Below are 11,934 nucleotides of genomic sequence, written 5' to 3'. Positions count from 1 at the left end.
CGCGCCGGTGCGTTCAGCCGTGTTGGAATGGCAGGTCCCGGGCCTGAAGTGCCCGCATCGGGAGGCTCAGCGGGGCCTGTTCCACCGGACGAAGCCGGGCCTCGACGATCGAGCCGTGGGTGACGACGTCCTCGACGCTGACCCGCTCGCTCCACGGCGCCGCGTTCACCAGCGAGACGCCGTCCGACCAGACGCCGCGGACCTCCTCGGCCGCGGCGCCGGCACTGTCGGAGTCCTCGAACGCGTACGCGACCACCATGAGCGGGCCGTCGTCGTCGCTCGCCCAGCCCATGCCGACGGTCTCGAACGGTTCGCGGATCAGAACCTCGGGCTCCGCCCCTGGGGGTAGTGCGTCCGCGCTCAGGGAGTAGTCGCCCCGGTAGAACGCGGCGGAGTACACGTCCGCGGAGTCGAGCACGTCGGCGAGGACGGCCAGCACCTCGTCGTCCGCCAGTGACGACTCCGGTCCAGCAAGCCACTCCCGGACCAGGGGAGTGGACGGTGAGACGGCAATTTCGCCGTCGGACTCCGCCAACCGCTGGGGCACACCGAGTGGGTTCGCCTCAGTGGCGGCGTCGAGGTCTGTCGCGAAGTCCTCGCCCTCGCCGACCGTGACGATCCCGTCCTCGACCACCGGCAGGTCCGCCAGCGTCTCGTCGTCGAAGTCCCCGACGAGGGTGGCGAAATGGTCCGTCGGCGCAGCGTCGCCCCCGGCGAACGCGTCGACGTCCAGGATGGACCACCCGAACGAGTCGGCCGACTCCTCGACGGGAGACGTCTGCGCCAGGATCTCCGGCAGTGGCACGAATGCCGGCGAGTCGGCCTCGGCAGTCAACGCGAGGATCCATTGGGGCACCTCGCCCGGCTCGGTCGGCCGCTCCAGGCCGGCGACCGTCGTCGCGGTGTCGAGGTCAGCCGTCGTGATCCACAGGCCCTCGACGTCCATGGCCGGCACCCGGGCGAGCGCGTCGGCGACCGAGTAGTCGCCGCCGCCGGCGGCGTCGCAGGCCGCAAGTGTGACGGCAACGGCCGCCGCCAGAGCGGCGACCGGACGCCCGCGCTTGCGTCGAGCGACGGTGTGCATGGATCCCCCTGCAGGTCTGCGGCGTCGGCCTGACGCGTCGAGCATAGCGACGGCGTCCCCTGGCGCTCCCAGGCGAGTGGCCGGATCAGGCCGGCGCGGGCTCCGTGACGAGCGGGTAGACGCCGTTCTCGTCGTGCACCTCTCGCCCTGTCACCGGCGGGTTGAACACGCACACCGTACGCATCTGGGTCCGGGGCCGGACCTGGTGCTTGTCGTGGTCGTTCAGCAGGTACAGCGAGCCCGGTCCGAGCTGGTGCGTCTCGCCGGTGGCCAGGTCCGTGATCTCTCCCTCGCCCTCGACGATGAACACGGCCTCGATGTGGTTGGCGTACCAGAAGTCGTTCACGGTGCCGGCGTAGAGGGTGGTCTCGTGGACCGAGAAGCCGACACCCTCCTTGGCCAGGATGATGCGCTTGCTGCGCCAGTTCTCAGTCTTGATGTCGGCGTCGGTGTCGGTGATCTCGGCGATGGTGCGGACGAGCATGTGGGGCAACTCCAAGGGTTGAGGGAAGGGGGACCGGGGCGATCAGGAACGTCCGAGCACCGCGTCGACGGACTCGTCGATGATCCGCAGGCCACGGTTCAGCTCGTCGTCGGTGAGGGTCAGCGGCGGGAGGATCTTCATGACCTCGTCCTCGGGCCCCGAGGTCTCCATGAGCAGGCCACGCTGGTACGCCTCCGCGCAGACCTGTCCGGCGAGCTCGGCGGTGCCGAACTGCAGGCCGCGGGCGAGTCCGCGCCCCTTGCTGATCAGCTCGTGCTCGGGGTACTTGGCGACGAGCTGGTTGAACCGGCTCTCCACGTGGGCGCCCTTGGTCTGGGTGGACCGTTCGAGGGCGTCGTCCGCCCAGAAGGTGCGGATCGCCTCGGCCGCGGTCGCGAACGCGGGGCTGAAGCCCCGGAACGTGCCGTTGTGCTCGCCCGGCTCCCAGATGTCGAGCTCAGGGCGCACCAGCGTGAGCGCCATCGGCATCCCGTAGCCGCTGATGGACTTGGACAGGCAGATGATGTCCGGGACGATCCCGGCCTCCTCGAAACTGAAGAAGCCCCCGGTTCGGCCACACCCCATCTGGATGTCATCGAGGATCAGCAGGATGTCGTACTTCTTGCAGAGGTCGGCGAGAGCACGCAGCCATTCGGCGCGGGCGGCGTTGATGCCGCCCTCGCCCTGTACCGACTCCACGATCACCGCGGCCGGGTGGTTCAGGCCGCTGCCGGAGTCCCCGAGCATGCGCTCGAAGTACATGAAGTCCGGCACGTCGCCGTCGAAGTAGTCGTCGTAGGGCATCGGGGTCGCGTGCACCAGGGGGATACCGGCGCCGCCGCGCTTCAGGGAGTTCCCGGTCACGGAGAGGGCCCCGAGCGTCATCCCGTGGAAGGCGTTCGTGAAGTTCACGATCGACTCACGGCCGGTGACCTTCCGCGCAAGCTTGAGGGCTGCCTCGACCGCGTTCGCACCGCCGGGCCCGGGGAAGGCCACGCGGTGGTCGAGGCCGCGGGGCTTCAGGATCATCTCGGAAAATGTCTGCAGGAAGTCACCCCGGGCGGTGGTGAACATGTCCAGGGAATGCACCAGCTGGTCACTCTGGAAATACTCCAGGACCACGTCCTTCAGGCGCGGGTGATTATGTCCGTAGTTGAGGGCGCCGGCACCCGCGAAGAAGTCCAGATACGCCGTGCCGTTCTCGTCCCAGACCGTGCTGCCGACGGCTCGTGAGAACACGGCCGGCCAGTTCCGGGAATAGCTCCGGACCCCGGATTCGAGGGCGACGGTGTCGATCGTGGGCGCAGTCATGTGTATTCCTTCATCGATTGGTTCGAATGGGGATGTGCTGGGCCGGACGCCGATCAACGATGCTGGAGATCAACGGCGCCGAGCCCGACGGGCCTTGCGTCAGTGAGCCAGTCCGCTGATCGTGAGCAACGGTTCGGCCTCGTGTGCGTCGGGGAAGTGCCCGGCCGCGAACAGCGGCGATTCGGACATCCGGGCGTCGTGACGGTCCGCGAACTTCCCGAACAGCCGGCGCGAGGAGTCATTGGTCTGCGTCACAGTGGTCTCCACCGCGACGATGTCGACCAGGTCTCGGACCAGTGCATCGAGCAGGAGGCCACCGATGTTGCGGCCGCGGAAGGCCGGCTCAACGGCGATCTGCCACACGAACAGCGTGGTCGGAGCCTCGGGTCGGCGGTAGCCGGTGACGAAGCCGACCGCTTCGTCCGCGACCGTCGCGACGCGACAGGTGTCGTGGAAGTCCCGCGCGAGGAGGGCATAGGCATACGGGGTGTTCACGTCGAGCTCGCCGCTGTCGGAGGCGATCCGCCACATGTGCGCGCCGTCCGCAATGGTCGGACGGCGGACGGTCGGGGCGGCGACGGTTCGTGCGTGCGTCGCCGTGTTGCCGTCGGTCCCGGCGGAATCGTCGTCGTCGGGATTACCGGACTGATCGGGGCTCGGCCCCGGTTCGGCATTCTGAGCGAGCGCGTTCGGTGGATTGTGCGACGCGTGGGTGGACGCGTCAGAATGGTGGTGGCGGGCGTTGGATAACTCTGTGGACGTCGGCATACCGGTATCCACCGTAGGGTGTCCGGAGGGGCGCGGTGAAGGCTTGCGGACGCGATTCGCGGCGATTCTGGCCGGGGTCGATCTGCTCTCAGGCCTCAGACCATGCGGCAAACTCCCGATCGGGGACACCCGAAAAACTGGTGCCACATTGAGTCCATATGGCGAGACGCTTCTGAGGGTCCCTCAGTAACTTCCGACGGCGATCGGTCGCCAAGCCGCGGCGTTCACCACTGGGTGCGCAGGCTGGGCGACGCCCAGCGGCAACTGGAAGACTCTCGCTCATGCCAACCGCACCATCCGGGACCGGAGCACCCCCGCCGTCGCCCGCGGACGTGCGCCGCTGGCGCCGTTACCTCGCTGAGGAACGCGCCGAGGCGGCGCTCTACACCCGACTTGCGGCCAAGCGACAGGGCGAGGAGCGCGAAATCCTGTTCGCGCTGGCCGAGGCGGAGGGTCGGCACGCCGCGCACTGGGTCGGTCTTCTCGGTGACGACGTCGGCCGGCCGCTGCGACCGTCCGTGCGCTCCCGCCTGCTGATCCGGCTCGCCGGCCGGTTCGGTTCCGTGTTCGTGCTCGCCCTCGCCCAGCGCGCGGAGGCGCGGTCGGCGTATGCGGACGACGAACATGCAACGGCGGCGATGGCGGCGGACGAGCGGATCCACGAGGAGGTGGTGCGGTCGCTCGCGGAGCGCGGCCGGGCGCGGATGTCCGGGACGTTCCGGGCGGCGGTGTTCGGGATGAACGACGGCCTCGTGTCGAACCTGGCCCTGGTGCTCGGCATCGGTGCCTCCGGCGTGGACAATGCCACGATCATGCTCACCGGCATCGCGGGTCTGCTCGCCGGGGCACTCTCGATGGGGGCCGGCGAGTTCGTGTCGGTGCGGTCCCAGCGGGAGCTGCTGGAGGCGTCCAATCCGAGTCCCACGGCGCACACGGCGCTCCCGGACCTGGACGTGAACGCCAACGAGCTGGCGCTCGTGTATCGGGCGCGCGGAATGCCGGAGAGCGAAGCGCGGGCGAAGGCCGAGGAGCGGATCGCCACCTACTCCGGCGACCGGTCCTCGGACCGGTCGGACGCGCGCGACCACGAGGAGATCGGCTCGGCCTGGGGTGCTGCGCTCTCCAGCTTCTGCTTCTTCGCCTCCGGCGCCATCATCCCGGTGCTGCCCTACCTGTTCGGACTCACCGGGCTTGCGGCAGTGGTGGTCGCGGCGGGCCTCGTCGGGATCGCGCTCATGTTGACCGGCGCGACGGTGGGGATCCTGTCCGGGGCAGCGCCGCTGAGCCGCGCACTGCGACAGTTGGCGATCGGTTGGGGTGCCGCGGCGGCGACCTACGTCCTCGGTCTGCTCTTCGGGACGACGGTCGGCTGAGCCACGGGGGGTCCATGCCGAGCGGCCGGATCCAGCGTCATCCGTGAGGACCGGGTCGGGTCAGAGGGCCCCGCGCCCTCGATGGTGCTCGATCGTGGCGACGACCTCGTCCAGTAGCGCGTCCACCTGAGACTGGTCGTAGCCCTCCCGCAACTTCGTGGTGGCGAACCGCACCGAGGTGACCTCGTCCGACCGCAGCGGGTTCCCGGTCTGCTGACCCGTCTCGGCCTGCCGGAGCGTGGCGACGACGCGGTCGAGGAAGTCGTCCACCTCGTCCTGCTCGTAGCCGGCGGAGAACCGCGTCGGCTTGAACTGTGAATTGAGAACCTGCTCGGCGCTGATCAAAGCGACCTCCGATGGGGCAGTGGCTCCTCGGGCCCGTCGGCGACCGAGTCATGACCGTCCTGAGGGTACTGGTGCTTCTGACGTTGTGCTTATCGCAGGTTGCCGGCGCCGGGCCCGTGCCTTTCCGGACGGTGTGAGGGAGACTGGGAGTGGTGGTGAGAGCCGCCACCGCAGTGGTGTGGGAGGTCGTCATGAAGGCGGCAGTGGGTGACAGGGTGGTCGTCGCGTCGTCGCACACCGACGTGGCTGCACGCGAGGGCGAGGTGATCGAGGTCGCCACAACGGACGGTAGCCCGCCGTGGCGCGTGCGTTGGGTCGACGACGAGCACGAGTCGTTGTTCTGCCCCGGGCCGGATGTGTACGTCGAACGGCGCGTGGAGCGATTCCAGGTGCTGTTCGGAGAGTAGTAGCGCGGTCGGGAATGCCCGACGGCGGTGCTCGGCTCGGTCTGGCCGTGTCGGGTTTGGTCGACGGTCTGGTTGCACCGCTGTGCTCGCGCCCCGAGGGCTGCCTGGCCTTGACGGCTCCGCGGCTGAGTCGAGCGCCACCACGGCAGGCCGCATGGGGACGAGAGCCTTGGTCGCCGAGACAGGGTCAGGGGGAACTACACCTGGTCACCTTGGTGCAATGCGGTCCTGAGTTTCGGCGCGAGCGACGCGCCGTCCCCACCGGCGACCTCGGCAGCAGCGCCGGCCCGACGTGCCGTACCCACCTCCTGGACCGCGATCGGTGAACCGTGCGCGAGGACCTGCTCGCCCGGCGTCAGCTCTCGGATCGCGATGACCGCGACCCGCGACGGGAACTCCTGCGCGAACTCGCGATAGAGATACGGATCGTGCTGGCCGTCGTCGCCCACCAGGACCCAGCGGATGTGCGGGAACTCGGCAGTGAGGCGCCGGAGCGCGTGGCGCTTGTGCTCCTGGCCGGAGCGGAACCACCCCGAGTTGGTCGGGCCCCAGTCCGTCATCAGCATCGTCCCGGCCGGGAATCGGTGCCCGCGCAGGAACTGAACGAGCGTCGGCATGATGTTCCAGGCGCCGGTCGAGAGGTAGAAGATCGGGGCGCCGGGGTGCTCGGCGAGCAGGTCGCGGTACATCTGCGCCATCCCCGGCACCACCTTGCGGGCACTGCCATGGCGGATGAACGTGTTCCAGACGGCGATGAAAGGTCGCGGAACGAGCGTCACCAACGCGGTGTCGTCGATGTCACTGATGATGCCGAAGCGGGTGTCGGCATCGATGATCTGGACCCGCTCGGTCACCGGTTCGGCCGCCTTGGCACTGATGGTCACGTCGTGCCAGCCCGGCGAGAGCCCGTGATTCGAGACGACCAGATCGAGATACCCGCCACGATCGGCGGTGGCCGGGTAGTCACGGTCGCCGACCCGGACAGTCACGGGCATATAGCCGACGGACGCCGTCACGAACGAGCGCCAGCCGCGGCGTGAGATCAGATCCTCCTCGACCGGCTGATCGGCCGCGGTCAAGGCCTCGCGGCCACGCGTCAGGATCACCCGGCCAAGGACTCGAACGAAGTCCTGGTTCCCGTAGCCGATGTAGGGAAGCGTCCGCGGGTGCCACCCTCGGGCCCGCAGAATCGGCACCAGTCTGCGGTTGATGCCGTTCTCGATGGCCGCGGCCAGGTGTGTGTCGGGCATAGGCACAGGCTAGGGGAAAGGATCGAGGTCGGCGGCCTGACGCCGCCGACCTCGACCTGCTGCGCCCCATTGCGCAGGCTCCGACTTTGTGGGTCCGAGTGGTCCCTATCGTGGCCCACGTCACACTCCCTCGGGGACCTTGAACCCATTCAGATGACAACGATTCGGTCACGATGCGCCGCTACGAACAGGCTGTGGATCCCTGTCCCGGATGGTGGGGCGCCGGTGCTTGACGACGTGCAGCTCTTCGTGTCAATGTATCGACTCATTGATACATAATTGAGAGCGTGGTGGTGCGGCATGTCTGGTCTTGTGACGATCTCGGTCCTGGTGGTCTTCACCCTGCTCGTGGTCGGCGTCGCTGTCGTGATCGGCGGGGCGCTGCTCGGCGCCATGGGTCGCTCCGCCCGACCCGAAGACACCCCCGTCGCGACGCTGGTCGCGGCGCGTCGCCACGCGATGTGGGCGACGACGATCGCGGTCACGCTCGCCGTCGTGGCGCTCGTCGGTACCTTCGCAGTGGATGCCGCGGGCGCGGCACTGTTCGAGATCCCGGCTGCGCCGCCGGGGCTCGCGTTCGGTCTCACGTTCCTGGTCGCCGGGCTCGCCTACGTCCTGACCCTCTGGGTGGGAGAGGTCACCTGGCCGCGGCCCGAAGGTTCGGTGCGCACGGCCGCCCTCGTTCGGCGAACGGTGGCCGACGTTTCACCGCGACTGCCCTGGGTGATGCTGCTGACGTGGAGCGCGCTCCTGGCATTGAGCATCGTGGTGTTCGGCATCATCGCGGATGGCACTGCCCTCACCGTCGTGTACGACCCGCCTCGCGCCGACGGCCTCGTCTCATCGTCCGCCAGTCCGTTCCCTGGGTGGCCCTACGGCGTGCCGATCCTCGCCGTCGCGCTGCTTCTCGCGGGGGTGACGCATCTGGTGCTTCGGCAGGTCGCGAGGCGTCCGGCGGTGGCGGGGGTTGCTCCCGCCGCCGACCTCGATCTTCGGCGCACCAGCGCTGCGCGACTCCTCCGCGGAGCACAACTTGCAGTCGGAGCGACGCTCGCCGGTGTACTGGTGGTCGCGGGTCCCCCGATCGGGAGCGTGACCGAGTCGGCCTGGGGGCTGCCGACCATGATCGCGGGGGGCCTTGTCTTCGTCGGGGCGGTGGTCACGGCCGCATTTCCGACGTCGACCCGTCGCTCCGATCTCGAGGGCGTGGCGGCACCCGGTCCCGGGCCGGGGTCAGGGGTGTCAGGGATGGGACCCGGCGGCGGGGCTGGATCCGACGGTGGGTTCGGCGCCGGGCCGGGATCCGGCGGTGGGTTCGGCGGTGGGACTGGATCCGGCATCGGGCTCGGCCCCGGGCCGGGCTCCGACATCGAGCCCGCCGACAGAGCGGGAACGCCGCCCACGGCGCGAGCGCGGGACGTTCGGCCATGACACTGCAGGTTCGCGTGGATCTCGCCCTTGGGGTACCTCCGTACGAGCAGATCCGCAGCCAGATCGCCGGCCATGTCGGAGCGGGCAACCTCCACCCGGGCGACCGCCTGCCGACGGTGCGTGACCTCGCAGCCGACCTCGGTGTGGCCGCGGGCACCGTGGCGCGCGCCTACCGCGAGCTCGAGCAGTCCGGGCTGGTGCAGACCCGCCGACGCCTGGGCACCGTGGTGGCCGACGGAGCAGGTAGCGAGGGCGCCGGTCAGGAGCTGCAACGCTCGGCCGCCGCGCTGGTCCGCGCCGCCCGCATCGAAGGACTCAGCGACGACGCCGTGCTCGACCTCGTCCGAGGCACCCTGATGGCGCCCGGACTGCCAGCACCCCAGGTCCGTGACTGAGACCTGAGGTCGTCCAGGAAGGGCCACCCATCGGAAGGGAGCGCATGAACCATCGGAAGGAAGCGCATGAACGCGACCGATTCGCCGATGATCTGGATCGGAGGAGCCCCCGGCTCGGGAAAATCGACCATCGCTCGGTCGATCGCGCACGCGAACGACCTCCCGCTGCATCCGATCGATCGATGGACCTACGTTCATGCTGCGCTGCGGCCGACTCGGCCGCTGGCAGAGGAACTGGCCAAGGGGCCGGCGAGCGCGGCGGCGGCATTCGTGACCACGGCGCGCGAACGGCTGCGACTGGCGCTGCGTGACGTGGCGGGCCGGCGCCTCGGCGGGGTGCCGGCCCTCATGGAGGGTCCGCAATTGCTCCCGGAGATGGCGGACGCCCTTGCCGTTGGGCACGCAGTCTGGCTCATACCCGACTCGGAGCAGACCCGGTCGGCACGGCTGGCGCGACTGGACCGGGTCGATGACCTCGGCGCTCGTCGGCTTCTCGAGAGTCTGCTGCAACGAGATGAAGTGCTCGCCGAGCGGATACGGGCGCAAGCGAGGGACATGAACCGCCCGGTGGTCGAGGTCGCGGCCGAACCCGATTGGCCGGAGATCCGGAACGCCGTGGCAGCCGCGCTCGCTCCGGCATTGGCGAGCACTGCCCGGTTGCCCCACGGCGAGGGTCTGATGCGTCAGCGCCGATTCGAGAATGACGCTGCCGCGGAGCAGATCACGCTCTGGGTTGCGGCGGAAGATGTCACACCCGACCCAGTCTTCGACTTCGCGTGCGAGTGCGGTGGCTCAGGCTGCACCCTCGCATGGTCCGGCACCGTGTCCGACTACCGCCGACGTGCCTCGGTAGGCCCGACGCTCGCGGAGCCACACATGATCGGCTAGCGCCGCCCCGCCTGAACCGTGCTCAGTTCCAGGGGTTTCGGGTGGGGAGGATCTCGGTGCCGTCTGGCTTGTAGAGGTGCCATTTCCCGTGGTGTCTGGTCATGGTGATGTTGTGGGTGTGGATCCAGCGGTGGTGGTGGTAGCAGAGCAGGGCTGCGTCGTGGAGGTTGGTGTTGCCGCCGTTGGCCCAGTGGGTGCTGTGGTGTGATTCGCAGCGTTCGGGTGGGACGGTGCAGTCGGGGTGGACGCAGTGGCGGTCGCGGGCGACGTGGGCTCGGCGTTGGGCGGCGGTGAAGAGGCGGTGGGCGCGGCCGTGGTTGAGGATTTCGTTGTCGGGTCCGAAGATGATGCGGTAGATCTCGCCGGCGCAGCCGATGATGCGGTCGAGCAGGTCGCGGGGGACGGGTCCGGTGTTGTCGATGAAGGTCGCGGGTCCGGCGGCGAGCAGGGCGGCCCAGTCCCGCTCGGTGCTGGGCAGGGCGGTGCCGTTGAGACCGGGCCCGGCGGTCCCGTTGGCACCGGGCGCAGCGGTCGCGTTGGCACCGGGCGCAGCGGTCGCGTTGGCACCGGGCACAGCGGTGCCGTTGGCACCGGGCACAGCGGTGCCGTTGACATCGGGCACGGTGGTGCCGCGGGCATCGGGCAGGGCGGTGCCGGTGGTGGGTTGACCCAGTGGCCCGACGGCCGGCGATTGGCAGTCGGGCAGGCCTGTCCCCTGGGACGTGCGCGGCGGTGTGGGTGCGTGCGCCGAAGCGCCGGGCTTGCTCGCCGGGTCGGTGGCGGTCGCGGTGTCCGCCTCGGTCGGTGCGCGCGGCTGGGTAGGTGCTGGCGCGCACGTGCTGGCCTCGCCCGCCCCGTCGGTTGAGGCTGGTGCGCGCGGCGGTGTGGGTCCGACCGTGGGATCGCCGGGCTCACCCGCCCGGGACTCGGGCGTTCCAGGGGTCGGCTGGGGAGATTCTGGTCCAGAGGCGCTGGCGTGGTGCTCCGGGTCGGCGGCCGGCGTGCCCGCGGTTGTCCGGCCGGTCGGTGTCCCGCCGTCGCTGTGGGGGCCGCGCTCGGTCGGGCCGGTCGATGTGCCGCCGTCGCTGCGGGGGCTGCGCTCGGTCGGGCCGGTCGGTGTGCCGCCGTCGCCGTGGGGACTGGGGTCGGCCGCGGTGGTGGTGTCCAGGCCGGGCAGAGGGTCGGTGATCGACCGCGGGGGCGCCGTCGGACTGGCCACATCCGCTCCGCCCGGCGCGTCGTCAGTGGCCGCTTCGGTGGCTGCTTCCGCGGACTCAGCTGCTTCCGCGGACTCGGCTGCTTCCTCGGCCTCGGCTGCGTTGGCGGCCTCGGCTGCGTTGGCGGCTTCGGCTGCGTTGGCGGCTTCGGCTGCGTTGGCGGCTTCGGCTGCGTTGGCGGCTTCGGCTGCGTTGGCGGCTTCGGCTACGTTGGCGGTGTCGGTGGTGTCGGTGGTGTTGATGGCGTCGAGGAATTCGGGGTAGCTGATCAGGACGCCGAGGTGGGGGCGCACGGAGGCGGAGGTGCCGACTTTGCCTTGGTCCAACATCATGTGGGCGAGGTCGCTGAGGGCTTGGGCGCGGCGCTGACCGGAGGTGCGGGTCTCACCGGCGGCGGGCTTGCCCATGATCGCCTCCAGAGCGGTGCGGACGTACTGGCCGTGTTCGAGGGTCAGGAACCCGGCCACGTGGTAGCCGTCCATGGTCCGGTCGATGTTCAAGAACTCACGGTCGGCCGCAGCCCGATGAGTCTTGTCGGTGGCGTCGGGGTCGGCGATCGCGACGAAGTGATCGACCAGCCTGCGCAGGTCCTCCGGAGACCGCGTGGCGGCATTACTCAGGAGGAACTCCTCGACCGTCTGCACCCGCCCACCACCCACGCCGGCAGCACCGGTGCCAGTTGAGTCGGCATCGGCGGAGACGGCCGTGGGATCGGCCTCGACTTGGTCGGTCGCGCCCTCGCCTGCCGGGTCGGTCCCCTCGGCGGTGTCAGGACCGTCGGTGGCGTCAGCGCCTTCGGTGGTGTCGGTGCCTTCGACGCCGTCGGTGGTGTCGGTGACCGTGGTCGGGTCCGTGTCGCCCGAGCCGGTGTCGCCCGTGCCGGGGGCGGTGGGGGTGGCGGGGTACTGGAGGCCGTCGACCGCGGCTTGGGTGGTGGTGGCCTTGAGCAGGATCTGGGCCTGGTCGAGGCCGATCTGCCCG

The 11,934-nt window shown here is 69.9% G+C and carries 12 protein-coding genes; 5 read left to right on the top strand and 7 right to left on the bottom strand.

All coding sequences use genetic code 11. The annotated features are described in order from the left end of the window. Positions 1-13: 13 nt before the first annotated feature. From KCQ71_RS24995 to ectA, 4 genes are all read right to left on the bottom strand, one after another. Complete coding sequence (locus KCQ71_RS24995) at positions 14-1,084, bottom strand: hypothetical protein (RefSeq protein WP_223411411.1); 1,071 nt, start codon at positions 1,082-1,084, stop codon at positions 14-16. Positions 1,085-1,169: 85 nt separating this feature from the next. Continuing rightward, positions 1,170-1,568 (bottom strand): ectoine synthase, encoded by a 399-nt coding sequence (locus tag KCQ71_RS24990; RefSeq protein ID WP_163544242.1) that lies wholly within the window; start codon positions 1,566-1,568, stop codon positions 1,170-1,172. Between the two features lie 42 nt (positions 1,569-1,610). Further along, on the bottom strand, positions 1,611-2,879 hold the full coding sequence (gene ectB / locus KCQ71_RS24985) for a diaminobutyrate--2-oxoglutarate transaminase (RefSeq protein ID WP_223411410.1): 1,269 nt from the start codon (positions 2,877-2,879) through the stop codon (positions 1,611-1,613). A gap of 99 nt (positions 2,880-2,978) precedes the next feature. Beyond that, a complete protein-coding gene (gene ectA / locus KCQ71_RS24980) occupies positions 2,979-3,647 on the bottom strand; it encodes a diaminobutyrate acetyltransferase (protein ID WP_223411409.1) in 669 nt (222 codons plus the stop codon). A 281-nt stretch (positions 3,648-3,928) separates the two neighbouring features. Here ectA and KCQ71_RS24975 point away from each other — a divergent pair, with 281 nt between their 5' ends. Then, positions 3,929-5,020, top strand: a complete 1,092-nt coding sequence (locus KCQ71_RS24975) for a VIT1/CCC1 transporter family protein (protein ID WP_223411408.1) — start codon at positions 3,929-3,931, stop codon at positions 5,018-5,020. Positions 5,021-5,080: 60 nt separating this feature from the next. On the opposite strand, the gene KCQ71_RS24970 is transcribed toward KCQ71_RS24975, so the two are convergent. Further along, positions 5,081-5,365 (bottom strand): DivIVA domain-containing protein, encoded by a 285-nt coding sequence (locus tag KCQ71_RS24970; protein WP_223411407.1) that lies wholly within the window; start codon positions 5,363-5,365, stop codon positions 5,081-5,083. A 191-nt stretch (positions 5,366-5,556) separates the two neighbouring features. Between KCQ71_RS24970 and KCQ71_RS24965 the strand changes: the two genes are divergently transcribed. After that, positions 5,557-5,772: a DUF1918 domain-containing protein gene (locus KCQ71_RS24965; protein ID WP_223411406.1), complete on the top strand. Its 216-nt coding sequence runs from the start codon at positions 5,557-5,559 to the stop codon at positions 5,770-5,772. Positions 5,773-5,969: 197 nt separating this feature from the next. Here the strand turns inward: KCQ71_RS24965 and KCQ71_RS24960 are convergent, their stop codons facing one another. Beyond that, complete coding sequence (locus tag KCQ71_RS24960) at positions 5,970-7,022, bottom strand: App1 family protein phosphatidate phosphatase (protein ID WP_223411405.1); 1,053 nt, start codon at positions 7,020-7,022, stop codon at positions 5,970-5,972. A 300-nt stretch (positions 7,023-7,322) separates the two neighbouring features. Here KCQ71_RS24960 and KCQ71_RS24955 point away from each other — a divergent pair, with 300 nt between their 5' ends. From KCQ71_RS24955 to KCQ71_RS24945, 3 genes are all read left to right on the top strand, one after another. Further along, positions 7,323-8,453: a hypothetical protein gene (locus KCQ71_RS24955; protein ID WP_223411404.1), complete on the top strand. Its 1,131-nt coding sequence runs from the start codon at positions 7,323-7,325 to the stop codon at positions 8,451-8,453. Beyond that, on the top strand, positions 8,450-8,848 hold the full coding sequence (locus KCQ71_RS24950) for a GntR family transcriptional regulator (protein ID WP_223411403.1): 399 nt from the start codon (positions 8,450-8,452) through the stop codon (positions 8,846-8,848). The genes KCQ71_RS24955 and KCQ71_RS24950 overlap by 4 nt, the downstream gene beginning before the upstream one ends. A gap of 66 nt (positions 8,849-8,914) precedes the next feature. Continuing rightward, positions 8,915-9,736, top strand: a complete 822-nt coding sequence (locus KCQ71_RS24945; RefSeq protein WP_223411402.1) for a hypothetical protein — start codon at positions 8,915-8,917, stop codon at positions 9,734-9,736. Positions 9,737-9,758: 22 nt separating this feature from the next. On the opposite strand, the gene KCQ71_RS24940 is transcribed toward KCQ71_RS24945, so the two are convergent. Further along, positions 9,759-11,934, bottom strand: a 2,176-nt coding sequence (locus KCQ71_RS24940) for an HNH endonuclease signature motif containing protein (RefSeq protein WP_223411401.1), incomplete at its 5' end; no start/stop codon positions are given.

Source organism: Occultella gossypii (genome assembly GCF_019947135.1).
Taxonomy (GTDB): Bacteria; Actinomycetota; Actinomycetes; order Actinomycetales; family Beutenbergiaceae; genus Occultella; species Occultella gossypii.
The sequence above is the reverse complement of the archived record's forward strand: the minus strand, read 5'-3'. Positions and strand labels throughout refer to the sequence as shown.